This is a genomic window from Vibrio harveyi NBRC 15634 = ATCC 14126 = KCTC 12724 (assembly GCF_001591145.1).
GTDB lineage: Bacteria > Pseudomonadota > Gammaproteobacteria > Enterobacterales > Vibrionaceae > Vibrio > Vibrio harveyi.
The window spans coordinates 22,515-39,199 of the sequence record NZ_BCUF01000018.1 but is presented as its reverse complement, the minus strand read 5'-3'; the positions used below and the strand labels follow the sequence as shown (position 1 = coordinate 39,199).

Below are 16,685 nucleotides of genomic sequence, written 5' to 3'. Positions count from 1 at the left end.
TCATTCAACAAATTTATCAATTTTACGCTGACATTTATTCAATCAAGCGCCCCTTTACAGCTGATAACAAATCCATTTCTTTATCGTGTATCTTTCTGTTTTTATTCACCTAAACTAACCAAAAAGCTTAACGTTGCTAGGTTCTGTTGGCCTTTCAAGCTGATTTTTACAGCGAGTGTTTACCTAGAATGGCTAAGCAATACACTCCTTTTCTTGCCTAAAACGATTTTAACCATGCGCCCATCAGAACAAAACTTAACCACGAAAGTTCAACAGATCCTAGATAAGCAATCATTTAGATATTTTCCTCACCACTATTTCATACTTTTTTGACATCAATGTTTGTATACTCAGGGCCATCTACATGACTTAGTACTTGAGAAATGAACTATCTAATCACCTACTTCAAAGGAATGGCGATGGGTGCAGCCGATGTTGTCCCAGGCGTATCAGGCGGTACCATTGCATTTATTACTGGCATTTATGACACACTGCTAGAAAGCATTCGACGTATTAACCCTTCACTTTTCTCGATTTGGAAAAAGGATGGCTTCAAAGCTGCGTTTAATCACATTAACGGCTTCTTCCTTATCTCTTTGTTTGCGGGTATTTTCACCAGTATCGCGACGCTGGCAAAACTAATCAGTTGGCTATTGGAAACTCATCCAATTCCAATTTGGTCATTCTTCTTTGGTCTGATCTTGGTGTCTGTCTACCACATCATTCGCCAAGTAGAAAAGCGTGACGCTATCCGTTTTGTTGCGTTATTGATCGGCATTGGTTTCGCCTACAGCATCACCGTGCTAAAACCACTTCATATGGAGCCAACGGCGATCAACACCATTCTGGCTGGAGCTATCGCAATCTGTGCGATGATTCTACCGGGTATCTCAGGCAGCTTTATTTTGCTATTGATCGGCATGTATGCTCCTGTATTGGGCGCGGTAAAAGGTTTCCAAATTGATATCCTTGCGCTGTTCCTTGTTGGCTGTGTTGCTGGTCTGCTGTCCTTCTCTCACTTGTTGTCTTGGTTACTGCGCAAATTCCGCGATTTAACCTTAATGTTCCTAACTGGCTTAATGATCGGTACGCTACCAAAGATCTGGCCTTGGAAGGAAACGTTAACATGGCGTACTAACTCGAAGGGTGAGCAAGTGCCATTGCTAGAGCAAAACCTATCACCGTTTGAGTTTGAGCACATCACGTCTCAACCATCACAACTGGTGTTAGCCGTGCTCATGATGCTAGCCGCTATCGCGTTAGTACTTGGTTTAGAGAAGTTTGCGGATTCAAACAAGTAAATCTGAACCACAATTCCATCATTTAAGAAGCGGAGCCATTGGCTCCGCTTTTTTTATTTACGCTTTACAAACAATAGGTTTCAAATAGATGGGGATAGTGCACAATTTGTTGAAGTTACGAGTTTTCGTACATCCCATCTGTGCTAGGATGCAGGCAATGTTAAGTGATAAATACTGAATCTTAATGAAAGTGTTACAAATCGCAGGGATAGCCGTGGCACTGGTCGCTGGCTTTTACGCGCCTACCCTAATAAAAAACTTCTCTTCAGCGCCCGAGCCTAAGTCGCTCGATGAATACTGTTTCCTCTCTACTGAACCTTGTATCCAACATAATGTTGCGATGACGCTTAGCGTCGATACTGCTCAACCTCTTATCCCAGCTCAGCTCGAAGTCGAATGGCAAGACAGCGAAGCGGATCAGCTCGTATTAAGTTTGGTTGGTCGAGAAATGGAAATGGGCGAGCCAAAATTCATGCTAAAGAAAGTGGCACCAGGTAAATTTGTGGGTGATGTGACATTGCCCGTTTGTACACAAGATTCAATGACGTGGGTTGGTGAACTTTCCGACGGTAAAGACACCATCTACCCGGCCCTCAAAATGCAAAGATAAGGAATTGATATGAGCCGTAATTGGTCTCTCTTTCTCGTGGTTGCGTTTGTCCTTGGCTTTGGTACCAAAACGTACCTAGATGGACAAAAAGACGTAGAGAAAAAACAACAAGTCACTACCGAGCAAAGCGTGTTGTTTGGCGAAGGCGATAAACCTGTCGATATCTTCGATACCAGCGATGATCGCATTCGCATTGTTTACTTTGGCTTTACGCGTTGCCCAGACGTATGCCCAACCTCATTAGCCATGCTAGCAGGTGCACTCAATCAAATCGACGATGCGCAAAAAGCGCAGTTGCGCCCAATGTTCATCTCGCTTGATCCAGAACGTGACGAGGCAGATGCATCAGCCAAGTACGCCCACTACTTCCACCCGATGATTGAAGGTCTGTCCGCACCACTCGACGTGACCACCCCACTTGCCCACAAATACGGTGTTATTTTCCGTAAAACGGAGCTAGAAGGCTCAGAGCTGAAATACACGCTCGACCACAGCTCTTACTTTTACTTCTTGAAGCCTGACGGCACACTCATCACTAAAGTGCCACACACCTTAACGCCTGCGCCAATTGTCGAAGCGATAACTAAACTGACAGCAGAAGGAAAAACCAATGAAAGCTAAGCATGCAATCAAAACGTTAGCCCTCTCCGCCCTACTTCTAAGCCCTTTGGCACAAGCAAACCTAAACGTGATGCCACACGAACCGTATGCACGAGCAATGGCGCCAGGTGCTGTGACGAGCGCTGTGTTTGTGACCTTTGCTAACCGAAGCCAAGAAGACATCAATATTGTCGCAGCAGAAACCCCTGCAGCAGGTAAAGTCGAGTTGCACGATGTGATTAAAGAAGGCGATGTAATGAAGATGCGTCAAGTAGACCACATCACACTCGCTGCAAAAGAGACCACCGAGCTAAAACCGGGCAGCCTGCATATCATGCTATTCGACCTTAAAAAGCCGCTTAATGAAGGCGACGAAATCGAAGTGACAGTAACTTACGACAACGACCAAAAGCAAAGCTTTACCGCACCAGTTAAAAAAGTCATGGCTGGAATGAAAAAGCACGAACATCATCATTAGTGTCTCTTCACTTCATCGATTCAAAGCTCCTCCAACGTGAGGAGCTTTTTTATTCCTCTCTCTTTTCTCTAAGCCGTATTCGCCAAACTATCAATGCATGATTTTGTGTCCTAAATCAGAGCGAAACAGCCGCTGCTGAGATATAAACAAGGCTTTGCTGCAAACGAGTTTCTCGCCATGTTAAAAGCCCTTTCTCGCGTATTTAAAATGCTGACGCAAGTAAATCCAAACCTAGAACAGGATGTCGATACCATCATTGACGCTATTGGTGGCATGAGTAATTTGGTGGAAACTGGTGCTTGCGCGACAAGGCTACGACTCACACTAAAAGACACCACCATTGTGAATCAAAAAGCACTAAAGGAACATGGAGCGCATGGTGTCGTGATCATCGATGAACGACATATCCAAATCATCTACGGCGTAAAAGCCAACACCTATTCACAAGAGATGGAAGAACGTCGAATAAAACACATATAAAACGCAAAGGAGTTGTAAGAGTCGGAGCACAGTCGCTATACTCCGACCGTTAACTCACCAACTTAAGAGGAAATATGATGATTGTAATGAATAACACTAACTGGGCAGTGAAAGGGTAAACGTCCAACTTTTTTCTCGTGGCTAAGCCACACCCCCTCCCTTCCTTGCCCGGTTTTCACCGGGGTCAGCTCTATGCGAATTAGACCCTAATGCGATTTGTATTAAGGCGCTTTGTTGCGTCTGGGATAATTCAACAATGAATAAAACACATTCTTTTTGTGAAACACTACTAACTCAACCTAACCCATTAAAGCTATTAGGTTGGAAACCCTTTTTTCAACAACAACTGACGTTAGACGATTACCAAGACACGCTTTTCGCGCGAGTGATTGCTCACCATCGTAGTGGTTACGTTGTGGTTAGCGAACAAGGTGAAACTCACTTACCTATCCATCCCTCGTTACCCAGCATGACCGTTGGTGATTGGGTAGTATTGGATGGTCAGCAACAGTTTTCTCGCCTACTTGAACGCCGTAGCTTATTCAGCCGCAAAGCCGCAGGTAGTAAGGTCGCCGAGCAACTTATCGCCGCCAACGTGGATACTGTCTTCATCGTTTGTTCACTCAACCACGACTTTAACCTCAGTCGCATTGAGCGCTATTTGGCTCTCATCAATGAAGCTGATGTAGAGCCCGTGATTGTGCTGACGAAAGCAGACTTATGTGACGATGTTGACGAGCTCAAAGCTCAGGTACAAAAGCTCGATCCGTTGCTTATGGTGGAAAGCGTTAATGGTTTGGATGAATCAGACGTTGCCAAATTAATGAGTTGGTGCGGCGAAGGTCAAACCGTCGCATTTATTGGCTCTTCAGGGGTAGGAAAATCGACCTTAGTAAACACCCTGCTTGGCGAGCAAGAACAAGCGACTGGTGGTATTCGTGAGGATGACAGCAAAGGTCGACACACTACAACCTCACGCTCAATCCACCTATTACCATCCGGTGGGATCTTAATGGACACGCCAGGAATGCGAGAGATCCAATTAGCAGATTGCGAGGCAGGCGTGAGTGAAACTTTCGCTGATGTTGAAGCCTTAGCTGATAACTGCCGATTCAATGATTGCCAACATCAAACCGAGCCAGGTTGCGCGGTTCAAGCTGCGATTGAAGATGGCTCTCTTGAGCTACGACGCTTTACTAACTATCAGAAGTTATTGCGTGAACAAGCCCATAACGGAGCGAGTCTCGCAGAGCAAAGAGCGCAGAATAAACAGTTCGGCAAAATGGTTCGCAGTATTGTTGACGGAAAGCGCAAACGCCAACAGAGTTACTAGTTTGTTGTATTTGCGTAATCAATAGAACAAAGGAGGCTAACGCCTCCTTTTTTAATAACTTTATGAAAAACCATCATTCATACTTCGCCATACAAATCAACACAAAAGACCAATAACGATAACATTGAGCAAACATTTAAACTAAGAACAAACTAAAACTAGACACAAAATATTACCAAGTTAAGATATGTGATATTCAGCAAGAAAATGGCTGGATTTATAAAAACAGGATAATTGATAATCAGGATGTCTTAGCAGCACAACCACAAGATTCAGCCCCTTCATGCGAGGGAACATTACGCCGTGTAATGACTGAATATTGCACTGTTGCTGAGTCAAAAATTGCAGGAATGATGTATGCAAATGCAACACAACAGTCTGGTTGCCCGATTCGCTCGCGGTAACCTCGTTCTCCAAATCCTCGTCGGTATCGTCTTAGGTATTCTGCTTGCGACTATCTCGCCAAGCCACGCAGAAAGCGTTGGTATGCTGGGTAGCTTGTTTGTTGGTGCACTAAAAGCGATTGCTCCAGTATTGGTATTTATCTTGGTGGCTGCGTCTATCGCAAACCAAAAGAAAAACCAACACACTTACATGCGTCCAATCGTAATTCTTTACCTAGCGGGTACCTTCTTTGCGGCACTAACCGCAGTAGTACTAAGTTTCCTTTTCCCGACCAATTTAACGCTAGTAACGGGCGCTGAAGGTGCAACACCACCACAAGGTATTGCAGAAGTTATCCAAACCTTGTTGTTCAAACTGGTTGATAACCCAGTAAACGCGCTAGTAGAAGCAAACTACATCGGTATTCTTGCTTGGGGTGTGGGTCTTGGTCTTGCACTTCACCACGCATCAGCAACAACAAAAGCGGTATTCGAAGATCTAAGCCACAGTGTTTCCCACATTGTTCGTTTTATCATTCGTCTTGCGCCATTTGGTATCTTTGGTCTGGTTGCCTCAACGTTTGCAACAACAGGTTTTGGTGCACTAGCAAGCTACGCTCACCTTCTAGCGGTACTACTAGGTTCAATGTTTATCATTGCGCTAGTGGTTAACCCTGCGATCGTATACTTCAAAACGAAAGAAAACCCATACCCGTTGGTGTTCCAATGTCTACGTGAAAGTGGCGTAACGGCATTCTTTACGCGTTCAAGTGCTGCGAACATTCCAGTGAACATGAACCTATGTAAGAAACTAGACCTAGACGAAGATACGTACTCAGTATCTATTCCACTAGGTGCGACCATCAACATGGCGGGTGCAGCAATCACTATCACAACCCTAACGCTAGCAGCGGTACACACTATGGGTATCGACGTTGACCTAATGACAGCGGTACTACTAAGTATTGTTGCTGCAGTATCAGCGTGTGGTGCATCAGGTGTTGCTGGTGGTTCTCTACTACTTATCCCACTAGCGTGTGGCCTGTTTGGTATCTCAAACGACGTAGCAATGCAGGTTGTAGCCGTTGGTTTCATCATCGGTGTGATTCAAGACTCTGCTGAAACAGCCCTAAACAGCTCAACAGACGTTATCTTCACTGCCGCTGTTTGCAAATCAGAACAGCAAAAAGCTCAGTAAGACTTAAGCATCTTTAAGATCTCAATAATAGAAAGGGGAGCCAATGCGGCTCCCCTTTTTGTTTCCTGCTAGGGATGACCTACAAACGAACCGTCTTCCCTGTTTGCATCGACTCTAACGCGGCATCCGCTAACGTCAGAGCAATCTCACCATCTATACCCGAGCAGCATGGTGCTTCGCCTTTAAGTACTTCAACAAAGTGTTGCCACTCTGCCACGTAAGCACGCTCATAACGCTCTAAGAAGAAGTACTTCGGTGTTGCGCCTACTTGCCCTATTTCTGTGCTGTGGCTGACTAGATTTTCGGTCAGATTCGCCACTTGCAACATGCCTTTCTCGCCATGCACTTCGAGACGCTGATCGTATCCGTAGCCAGAGCGACGACTATTGTGAATCGTCACCATCGCACCAGAAGGGAATGTAAGCGTCACCACACTTGTATCGATATCTCCCGCTTCACCAATGGCAGGATCTACCTTGCAGCTGCCATGTGCCGTAACCGTGATTGGATCTTCCCCTAAGATAAACCGCGCCATGTCGAGGTCGTGAATCGTCATATCGCGGAACATACCACCGGACGATTTGCTGTATTGTGCTGGCGGTGGCGCAGGATCGCGAGAGGTGATGACTACGCTTGCTGGTTCGCCAATTTGACCGTCATCCAACGCTTTCTTAAGGCTCAAGAAATGCGGGTCAAAGCGGCGATTGAAGCCTAATAAGAACGGCACCTGATGCTGGTTTACTACGCCCAAGCAATCGCGCACTCGCCCCAAATCAAGGTCGATAGGCTTCTCACAAAAAATCGCTTTGCCTGCTTTTGCTGCTCGCTCAATCAAATCCGCATGAGTATCGGTTGAAGAGCAAATGCACACCGCATGAACGTTCTCATCCGCCATCGCCTCTTCTACGGTTTGGCGTTTGGTCTGCGGATACTGCGCACAAAACTGCTCCGCATAGAGCTCATAGGGTTCAATAAGCGAATAAATCGCGGTTTCTGGTGAACGTTCGATATTGATCGCATGCACTTGACCAATTCGACCCGCTCCAAATAAAGCAATATTAAACATAGGAAATCCCTTCTGCGTCGCTTAGTCGAATTGACGCTTCATGCCAGTCAGCATGTCTGCGGCGATATCGTGATAGTCACCTTCCCAGAGTTGGTCGTTAAGGAATTCACCAGAGTAGAATCCGTCGTAACCCGTTTGTCGAATCGCATCGACCCACTCTTTCAATGGCACTTCACCTTGTCCTAACAAGTAACCACGTAGAGCGCGCTCATCAGGCCAAGCCTCACCCGGAGCAGGACGCTTACCGTCAGACAGGTGCACGTTGTAAATCAGCTCGGCATCGATATTTGCCACTTGTTCCAACGTTGCCCCGCGACATGCCCATAAGTGCCATGTATCCAGAACAAAACCAAAGTTGTCGCGGCCGACGGCGTCGTACAGGCGGAAGTAATCTTCCAATTTGGCGATTGGAGTCCAAGCCGCGCCTTCATATTGGAAACGGATGCCATAGCTCTTACCAATGTCGACAATCTGGCGAATGTTCTGTGCCGTGAGTTCGATGTTTTGCTCTTTAGTTAAGCCATTTAATGCCTCAAAAGCATTGAGCTGGATGGTAGGTGCACCCACGGCTTGCGCAAAACGGCACAGCGTTTCTGAATCTTGGAACAATTGACGTTGGCTGGCTTTATCTGTCACTTCAACCGCGCCAATGATGTCGATCGCCGTTGGGACAATGCCAAACTCATCCATACGTTGTTTGAGTTGCTCAGCGGAGAAGCCAGCTTGAATATAACGCCAGAGTTTTTCGGTGTGAATTTCGAGCCCTTGGTAGCCAGTTTCTTTGGCAAGTCGGACATCAGATAGGATATTGCTGTGCAGAGAGCACATGCCATGTAGAGCAAAACGCATCAGATTTACCTCTTCTCACTGCCCTGTATATTGCAGGACATAAGCCGAATTCAGCTCGAGCAAACCCGCAGCGCAACCGCTAAGTTGCACTTAATCAGTGGACAAAGGTATGGAAAAATCTGCGCGCTTTACTGCTTATTTGCTCGCAGGATCGCGTCCCTATTCGAGATTACTGAGCGATGAAGTTACTTCACTTCTCGACAAATCAGACTCACCGCAATCGCCTGCGCCAAATACATGGAGCTGCTGAGCGAACGGAAGCCCATTAATTCGCCTTCTTGCACTTCAAAACAGACATCCATTTTGCTGCCATGAGGCGTCATTTGGTTATCAGTAATGCAGACAATCGGTACGTTCTTTTTGCAAGCATCATCAATCAGTTGGCTGGTTTCTTCTGCGTATGGATTGAAGGTGATAGCAAACAGAACGTCTTTTTCGTTCATTCGTCGAGTTAACGGAGACAACATGCCACCGTGATCATCCAAGAGCACTACACTCTTGTCGGATTTCATGAGGGCGTACCAAAGATAGAAGGGCACTGGGTAAGCGCGACGAGTCCCCTGGATGTAGATGGTTTCTGCTCCATCCATCAGAGCCACTGCACGTTCCAGTTTTTGTGGAGAGACCGACATTTGAAGCTGTTCTAGTGCTTCAATGTTTGCGTGTCCGAAATCTTGGAAGATGGCTTGAGGCGAGTCATGTGGGACGTCCTCCATCTCACGAGCTTTACGAACACGCTCTTTGTAATCTCTCGGGCGATTCAAATACTGATCGCGAAACAGTACTTGCATAGAAGTGAAGCCATCAAAGCCCATCGCATTAGAGAATCGACTCAAGGTCGACAATGGTACGTTGGCTTGCTTGGCAATGGTCGCCATGGTTTCTACCGCCACCAGCATCGGCTGGTCGGTTACAAAATCCGCGACTTGCTGCAAACGTCCGCTCAAACTGTCGTAACGCTTTGCGATTAACTCTTTTAGTGTGTCTAAATCTGCAGGTGCTTTCACTTCAACATCCATAGTTATACTGCTCTCCTATCAATGAACGCTTGGAGATAGAGGCCCCTTATAGTAACAAAAGGGGCCGCTATTTTAAGATAATAATTCAAAGTTTCGTACCGCTTCTTCTTTCACGTACGGCATCGCCTTTTGCATGAAGTAAATACGGTCAAACTTTTGCGGTTCCTGATTCATGTAATCGCGAAGATTATGACCCAGAGCCTGACGCAAACAGGTGCCAATATTGAACTTGGACACACGACTTTGCTTCAGCTTGAGCATGTCTTCATCGCGAATACCACTCGAACCATGAATCACCAACGGCACAGCCACAGCATTTGCGATACGGTCTAGGCGACCAAAATCGATAGTACAAGTCGGCTCGGTTAAGCGGTGAACATTACCGACGGAAATTGCGACACAATCTACGCCACTCTCTTCTGCAAAGCGCGCCGCATCTTCCGGTTCTGTGTAGATAGATTTTATGTGGTCGCGACCTTCTTCGTAAGGCACCGAACCAATTTCCCCCTCTACCGATGCTCCTAGAGCATGCGCCACTTCAACGACTTTCTTAGTGCGAGCAATGTTCTCGTCCAACGTCAGTTGCGAACCATCAAACATCACAGAACTAAACCCAGCTTTAAGCGCGCGAAAGACGATGTCTTCTTCGTAAGTGTGGTCAAGGTGAAGCACGACAGGCACCGTGCTCTTATGCGCTAGATTTAGGAACATCGCCGCAGCGGTTTCGACGCCATAAAAGTCCACAACGTCTTTATTACACGCCAGAATTACAGGTTTGTTCACTTGCTCTGCTGCTTCAACAACAGCACGTGCATCTTCAAAGCCGAACACATTAAAGCAAGGGACAGCGTAGTTAGACGCCGCAGCCTCCGGCAATAGGTCATTCAAATTTACCAACATGATGATTCCCCTACTTAAATTTCGCGATCATGTCTTTGATGCCAGGGATCGTCTCCACTTGGTATTCGTGGTGCGGATCAAAATGCTGAATCAAAGATTTCTCTGTTTTGCCAACGATGATGGTGAAGTAATACATTTCATAACCCGGCGCCGCCACACTTGGGTGATAACCTTTGTCGATGGCGATCACAGAGCCAGTGCGCACATGGTAAACCGGACCAAAGTCGTCTTCATGCTCGTATAGGAACTGCGCACCAAAGCCGAAATCTGGGTTAAAGCGGAATTGGTACACTTCTTCATAAAGGGTTTCTTTGCTGCCATCAGGCTTAACACGATCTTCATCGTGCTTGTGTGGTGGAAAGCCAGACCAACCACCTGCACCAACGGTGAATAGCTCACTCACCAATAAGCGACCACGTTTGTCTGCGTTGGATTGACCCAGCACGTGTTTGATTTTGCGGTGAGTTTTAGTCTCATCTGAACCGTACTGAACCATGTCTACGTTCTCTTCGCGAACACAGAAAGGCTCCAGTGACGCTTCAAACTTACCACCCGCAATCATAACGTCAGCCTTGTCGCTCACACATTGGATGGTCGCGCGGTAGCCAAGTGGTACGTAAACCGCTTCTGGGTTGCCGTCCCAAACTGATTTACGTTTACCAATGTTGTCGAACGTTTCACTTTCACCGTCTTTCGTCACAGTGATGCTGCAAGTACCGCCAGCCAATACGATGACAGACTCATACCCTTCGATAACATGGTCAAAGGTTTCGTTCTGATCCAAGAACACTTGGTTGAAGTAACATAGCGGCGTTACTTCGTCGTTCGCACCAATAATTGGTTCATTCTTGTTATCAAATGGTGGAATGTGTTTTCCCATTTTTCTTTTCTCCTCACAGCTCGTAGTGAAACGAGGCTGCCCTATCCTTCTGAAAGTGGCTTAACAAAAAAGCCGGGCCACGATGGTGTGTACGCGCACTGTTTGGTTACCCTCAAAGTGACATACCGGCCCGGGAGACCAAACGCGCAGCAATGTGGTGCCCGAAAGCACCAAACCGTGCTTAACTTCGCGTCTCAATAAAATCGAATAGTTGTTCCTTAGTTGGCATGGCTTCTGTGCAGCTGTGACCGCTGACATTAATCGCCGCTGCTGCCGTGCCGTTGCGTACGCCCTCTTCTAACGAACCACCAGTAACTAGCGTCCAAATCAGACCGCCAGCGAATGAGTCACCAGAGCCAAATGGCTTATTGGCTTCGACTCGGAAAATGCCTTGCTCGAACTTATGACCCGTACGGTCATACACTTTCGAACCATGCTCACCGGCTTTCACCACCACGACTTGGGTGTTCTCCGTTAGGAAGCGAGCCGCCGTTTGGTCATCATCGGTGTTGCCCGGAGCAATGACGGTTTCCATCATGTCGAACTCTTCACGGTTACCGATCACGATGTCTGAAAGACCCGCGGCAATGCCGTAGTAAATCGAAGCATCGGTATCCGTGCGCCAAGAGTAAGGGCGGTAATCAACATCCAGCACCACTAAGGTATTGCTGCGGCGCGCGTGCTGCATCGCAATCAAAGTGGCTTCACGGCTTGGGCTTTCCGACAATGCCGTTCCCGTGACAACCAAAACTTTTGAGCTAGCGATGTAAGCGGGATCAATCTCTTCTGGCTTGATGGTCAAATCCGATGCGTTGTTACGATAGATAAGCACGGTGCAATCTTTTGGCTTCATCTCTGTGAATGCCACCGAGGTGCGCGAACCAGAACCATCGGTTCTCATACCATCAAGGTTGATGCCTTGCTCCGTCATGTAACCTTTAACGTAACCACCGAATGCATCGTCAGCCACGCAGCCAATAAAGCCGACCTTACCGCCTAACTTGGCAATGCCCACCGCAATGTTCGCGGCTGAGCCACCAACGAATTTGTTGAAGCCAGAGATATCCGCCATGTCGGTTTTAGCTTCGCGAGCGTAGAGATCTACGCCCGCACGTCCTAAAACGATGGCATCCAATGGTCGATTTGTTTCAAGTGCAATGTTTGTCATCGTCTGTTCCTATTATTTGTATTCAACCCAAGCGGCGTTCTGGTCTGCCGATTCCACACACTTCTCGCATAAGCGCACGCCTTCGATACCTGCATCGATACCTGGGAACCAAATTTCAGACAGCGCTTGCTGGTCATCACGGTCAGCCGCATCGAATGCCAACGCGAAACGGTGGTACAAGTTCGCCCATGACTCGAAGTAACCTTCTGCATGACCACCACCAACACGGTTAGAAGCCACACCCGGTGCATCTTGGTATAGGTAGCCCATGCCACGCTCTAGAATGCGTGGTGCTTCGCCTTGCACTTCAAAACGAAGTTGGTTTGGTTGCTCATCCCACCATTCGATGGACGCTTTCGAACCGACGATGCGGATTTTTTGTTGGTGCATCGAACCTGCATTCACTGCCGACGCCCAAAGCGTACCGACTGCGCCATCTTTGAATTGCATCATGATGTGAGCGTTATCTTCGAGCGGAGCACGTGACTTGATGAAGCTTTGACGCATGCAAGACAGACGGTCGATTTCAAGACCCGTCATCACTTCACACAGGTAGAAAGCGTGCGTACCCACATCACCCAGAACATAAGTTGGACCCGAGACTTCTGGGCTGACGCGCCATTTCAAACCTGGATCGTTTTTCTCGTATTCTTCGTTGTGGAAGCCGTGAGCAAACTGCATGTTCACCACACGAATCTCACCCAGATCACCACGCTTCACCATTTCACGCGCTTGCTGAACCATTGGGAAACCGCTGTAACCGTACATCACGCCAATCACGCGGTTGCGCTCTGCTGCGATCTGTTTGAGCTCTTCTGCTTCTTCCGTCGTGAAGGTGATTGGTTTTTCACACACCACGTGCAAGTTAGCTTCGAGTGCTGCTTTACAAATTTCGTAGTGAGTTGAGTTTGGTGTTGCTACCGAAACAGCTTGAATGCCATCTTCGCGTTGCGCTTCCTTCTCAAACATCTCTTTGTAATTTGCGTAGCAACGGTCGCCATCGAGACCTAAGTTCTCACCAAAATCACGACAACGATCCGCGTCCAAATCGAATGCACCAGCGACCAATTTAAACAAACCATCGCGCTGCGCCGCATTACGGTGCGAATAACCGATCTGACTGCCACGACCACCGCCGACCATTGCCCAACGGATTGGTTGCTCAAAATGACGTTCTTCATTAAACATGTTTGACTCCTTGATAGGCTCTTGCTCAAGAGCCTATAAATCGAATTGTTGAAATCTGTTTTAAAGCTGGATGTTTTGATACATAAATCGGTTTGGGCTTAAACGCCGGCGCGTTGTGCTGCTCTGCCTTCTTCCCATGCAGCCACTTTCTCTGCGGTGTCGTCATTGCGTGTCACTTGAGGAAGTCCCACCTCCCACCAGCAATCACACTTAGACCAAGCCATTGGTGATACTGGGTCGATGTCGACCACAATCACGTAAGTACGGTCGGCTTCTTTAGCGCGTTGGAATGCTTCATCAAACTGGTCGATTGAGGTCAGCTTCTCGCTGATTGCGCCTTGCGCTTCGGCATGCTTAGCAAAGTCCACGCGAGCTACCTCGCCATCAGGACGGCGACAGTCTTCCAATAGGTTATTGAACGACTCGTTACCCGTATTGTTTTGCAGCTTGTTGATCACCGCGAAACCACCGTTATCGCATACCACGACAATCATCTTGTGACCCGTCAGAACTGACGAGTAGATGTCTGAGTTTTGAATCAGGTAAGAGCCATCACCGACGAGCACAACCACATCGTTATCTGGGTTCGCGACTTTAGCGCCCCAGCCACCTGCGATTTCATAACCCATGCAAGAGAAGCCAAATTCAATGTCGAACTTACCAATTTGGTAGTTCTGCCAGTTCATCGCGAGCTCTGCTGGTAAGCCACCCGCTGCCGTAAGTACCGTGTCGCCCGGCTGCATAGATTTGTTGAGCTTGCCAATCACTTCTGCATAAGAAGACGTACCGTCGAGTAGGTCGCCTGGTTGAGGATGAGTACGACGATGCACCACGGCTTTCCATTCATCCGCTTGCGCTTTCGCCGTTGCCGCCCACTCGTCACTACTACGGAAATCGCCCAGTAGGTTAGACAGCTCAACTAAGCCACGTTTTGCGTCTGCTTTAACTGGAATAGCACGATGTTTAATGGCATCAAAACGTGCAGTATTGATGGTAACTAGCTTCATATCTGGGTTCTTGAACACCGACCAAGAGCCTGTCGTGAAGTCTTGTAAGCGAGTACCCACAGCCAACACCACATCCGCATGCGCTGCCATGTAGTTTGCAGAGTCTGAACCTGTCACGCCGATTGGACCTGCGTTTAGAGGATTGTCTTGCAGCATCGTGGCGCGACCAGCAATGGTCTCAACCACAGGGATGTTGTGTTTTTTCGCAAAGGCAGCCAACTCGTCCGTTGCTAGTGAGTAATGCACGCCACCGCCAGAGATAACCAAAGGTTGTTTCGCGCTAAGCAGCGCCGCTTTTGCATCCTCTAGATCTGCCACTTCTGGCTCTGGACGACGAATGCGGTGTACTTTTTCTTGGAAGAAGACTTCAGGGAAATCGTAAGCTACGCCCTGAATATCTTGTGGTAAGCCGATAAACGCTGGACCACAGGTTTCTGGGTCAAGCATGGTGTCAATAGCCTGAGGCAATGAGTGCATCAATTGCGTTGGCGAGATAATGCGATCCCAGTAACGTGTTAGCGGTTTGAACGCATCGTTACAAGTGATCGAAGGATCGTAGAAATTCTCTGGCTGTTGAAGCACAGGATCTGGCAGACGACTGACGTAAGCATCACCAGAAATCAAAAGCACTGGTAAACGGTTTGTGTGTGCGATACCTGCTGCGGTAACCATATTGGTTGCACCCGGACCAATTGAACTGGTCGCGATACCGATACGACGACGTAAGTTCGCTTTGGCATACGCGATTGCCGCTGTTGCCATCGACTGCTCATTTTGACCACGCCAAGTCGGAATTTTGTCTTCGATATTTTTTAGCTGTTGGCCAAAACACGTCACGTTACCGTGACCAAAGATGGCAAATGCCGCACCAAACAGCTGTTCTTTTTTACCATCAATTTCAATCATTTGTGCGGCTAGGTACTGAGCTAGCGCTTCTGCAACAGTTAGGCGTACAGTTTTCATTGTCTTCCCCGGTAGTATCAATCATTTTTGTAGCCGCGTTGTCTCCACGGCTTGATACAGGGGAGACGAATCTCCCCTTCCTTACTTGTGCTCTTATAGACCGTATTTCTTCGCGTAGCCTGTGATGTTCTCGTAAGCCGTTTTCGCGTACGTCAATGGGTGCGCTTTCGCTGGGTCTTGTTCTGCTTCAACCAGCAACCAGCCTTGGTAGTTGCGCTCTTTCAATGCTGCGAATACGTCGTCGTAATCCACGTCACCTGTACCAGGAACAGTGAATACGCCATCAAGCACTGCATTTAGGAATGATTTGTCTGCATCACGTGCAGCTTTCATTACTTCTAGACGAAGGTCTTTAAAGTGCATGTGACCAATACGATGACCCCAACGCTTAATCATGGTCACTGGGTTACCACCACCGTAAGTGATGTGACCCGTATCTAGAGTTAGGTAAACGGCTTCGCCGGTGAATTCCATCATGATGTTGATGTCATCTTCGGTTTCACAGATGGTGCCAACGTGATGGTGGAAAGAGAGTTTAATGTCGTGCTCGTTTAGCAGGTATTCAGCAACTTGAGTTAACTTCGCACAGTAGGTTTTCCACTCGTCCATCGTCAGGATCACACGCTGAGAAAGCGGCGTGTTGATGTCTCCATGAACCGTGTTGCTCACTTCGCCAAACACCATAGCTTTACAGCCTGCCGCTTTAAGCAGTTTGATGTGCTCTTGCATCGCTGCAATTTCTTCTTCTGCAGTCAGCTTCATGAGATTGCCGCTGTACCAGCCAGAAGCGAGTACTAAGCCATGCTTTTCTAGTAGAGGGATTAGGACTTCTGGCTCACGTGGGTACTTGGTACCTAACTCTGTTCCAGTGAAACCAGCTTCCGCCATTTCACTTAGACACGTTTCCAATGGGATGTCGCCGCCCAGTTCTGGCATGTCATCATTTGTCCAAGTCAGTGGGCTAATTCCATATTGCACGTTGCTCATTTTTATTCTCCGACAATGTTTCCGTTATTTAATAAATGTCGTGAAGTAAAAGCGTGGTTTTTATAGATGCTTCTCTTTCACCGATTTCGTTTCACTGGAAATCACATTAGCGAAAAAAACTTTAAATGAAAAATATTTTTCACAACATGAAATCGATGTCATCAAATTGTTAAATCATGAAAAAAGCCAATCACAGCAAGCCCTACAAGCAAACTTGCGCCAGATCTCATTTTATTTAAACTCTTTATTTTCAATGATTTATACTGACATTTAAA

16 protein-coding genes are annotated in these 16,685 nt (G+C 47.4%); 7 read left to right on the top strand and 9 right to left on the bottom strand.

The features are described 5' to 3' along the window. Positions 1–383: 383 nt before the first annotated feature. The 7 genes from VHA02S_RS11310 (at position 384) to sstT (ending at position 6,383) form a co-directional block, all read left to right on the top strand. Positions 384–1,301, top strand: coding sequence for a polyprenyl-phosphate transporter (locus tag VHA02S_RS11310; RefSeq protein WP_038898270.1), 918 nt, complete (start codon positions 384–386; stop codon positions 1,299–1,301). 184 nt (positions 1,302–1,485) lie between these two features. Then, the gene (locus tag VHA02S_RS11305) at positions 1,486–1,911 is read left to right on the top strand and encodes a hypothetical protein (protein ID WP_029788351.1); all 426 of its coding nucleotides are present in this window, start codon (positions 1,486–1,488) and stop codon (positions 1,909–1,911) included. Positions 1,912–1,920: 9 nt separating this feature from the next. Continuing rightward, on the top strand, positions 1,921–2,532 hold the full coding sequence (locus tag VHA02S_RS11300) for an SCO family protein (RefSeq protein ID WP_005447419.1): 612 nt from the start codon (positions 1,921–1,923) through the stop codon (positions 2,530–2,532). After that, positions 2,522–2,989, top strand: coding sequence for a copper chaperone PCu(A)C (locus VHA02S_RS11295; RefSeq protein WP_029788352.1), 468 nt, complete (start codon positions 2,522–2,524; stop codon positions 2,987–2,989). Before VHA02S_RS11300 ends, VHA02S_RS11295 begins: the two co-directional genes overlap by 11 nt. 177 nt (positions 2,990–3,166) lie before the next feature. Next, positions 3,167–3,469 carry a PTS sugar transporter subunit IIB gene (locus VHA02S_RS11290; RefSeq protein ID WP_009698030.1) on the top strand — a complete coding sequence of 101 codons (303 nt, stop codon included), beginning with the start codon at positions 3,167–3,169 and terminating at the stop codon, positions 3,467–3,469. A gap of 256 nt (positions 3,470–3,725) precedes the next feature. Then, a complete protein-coding gene (gene rsgA, locus VHA02S_RS11285) occupies positions 3,726–4,802 on the top strand; it encodes a ribosome small subunit-dependent GTPase A (RefSeq protein WP_009700613.1) in 1,077 nt (358 codons plus the stop codon). Positions 4,803–5,165: 363 nt separating this feature from the next. Further along, positions 5,166–6,383 carry a serine/threonine transporter SstT gene (sstT, locus tag VHA02S_RS11280; protein ID WP_026000277.1) on the top strand — a complete coding sequence of 406 codons (1,218 nt, stop codon included), beginning with the start codon at positions 5,166–5,168 and terminating at the stop codon, positions 6,381–6,383. Between the two features lie 79 nt (positions 6,384–6,462). On the opposite strand, the gene iolG is transcribed toward sstT, so the two are convergent. From iolG to iolE, 9 genes are all read right to left on the bottom strand, one after another. Continuing rightward, positions 6,463–7,449, bottom strand: coding sequence for an inositol 2-dehydrogenase (iolG, locus tag VHA02S_RS11275; RefSeq protein ID WP_038898271.1), 987 nt, complete (start codon positions 7,447–7,449; stop codon positions 6,463–6,465). 21 nt (positions 7,450–7,470) lie between these two features. Then, entirely contained in the window at positions 7,471–8,298 is an 828-nt protein-coding gene (locus VHA02S_RS11270) for a sugar phosphate isomerase/epimerase family protein (protein WP_005447410.1), read from the bottom strand. 185 nt (positions 8,299–8,483) lie between these two features. After that, entirely contained in the window at positions 8,484–9,317 is an 834-nt protein-coding gene (locus VHA02S_RS11265; protein ID WP_038898272.1) for a MurR/RpiR family transcriptional regulator, read from the bottom strand. Positions 9,318–9,389: 72 nt separating this feature from the next. Further along, positions 9,390–10,217, bottom strand: a complete 828-nt coding sequence (locus tag VHA02S_RS11260; RefSeq protein WP_005437843.1) for a class II fructose-bisphosphate aldolase — start codon at positions 10,215–10,217, stop codon at positions 9,390–9,392. Positions 10,218–10,227: 10 nt separating this feature from the next. Continuing rightward, a complete protein-coding gene (locus VHA02S_RS11255; RefSeq protein WP_038898273.1) occupies positions 10,228–11,097 on the bottom strand; it encodes a 5-deoxy-glucuronate isomerase in 870 nt (289 codons plus the stop codon). 181 nt (positions 11,098–11,278) lie between these two features. Next, on the bottom strand, positions 11,279–12,265 hold the full coding sequence (iolC, locus tag VHA02S_RS11250; RefSeq protein WP_005447397.1) for a 5-dehydro-2-deoxygluconokinase: 987 nt from the start codon (positions 12,263–12,265) through the stop codon (positions 11,279–11,281). Between the two features lie 12 nt (positions 12,266–12,277). After that, positions 12,278–13,453, bottom strand: coding sequence for a Gfo/Idh/MocA family protein (locus VHA02S_RS11245; RefSeq protein WP_005437837.1), 1,176 nt, complete (start codon positions 13,451–13,453; stop codon positions 12,278–12,280). 98 nt (positions 13,454–13,551) lie between these two features. Continuing rightward, positions 13,552–15,423 (bottom strand): 3D-(3,5/4)-trihydroxycyclohexane-1,2-dione acylhydrolase (decyclizing), encoded by a 1,872-nt coding sequence (gene iolD / locus VHA02S_RS11240; RefSeq protein ID WP_009698037.1) that lies wholly within the window; start codon positions 15,421–15,423, stop codon positions 13,552–13,554. Positions 15,424–15,516: 93 nt separating this feature from the next. Further along, a complete protein-coding gene (gene iolE, locus VHA02S_RS11235; RefSeq protein ID WP_005437833.1) occupies positions 15,517–16,410 on the bottom strand; it encodes a myo-inosose-2 dehydratase in 894 nt (297 codons plus the stop codon). Between the last annotated feature and the right edge of the window lie 275 nt (positions 16,411–16,685).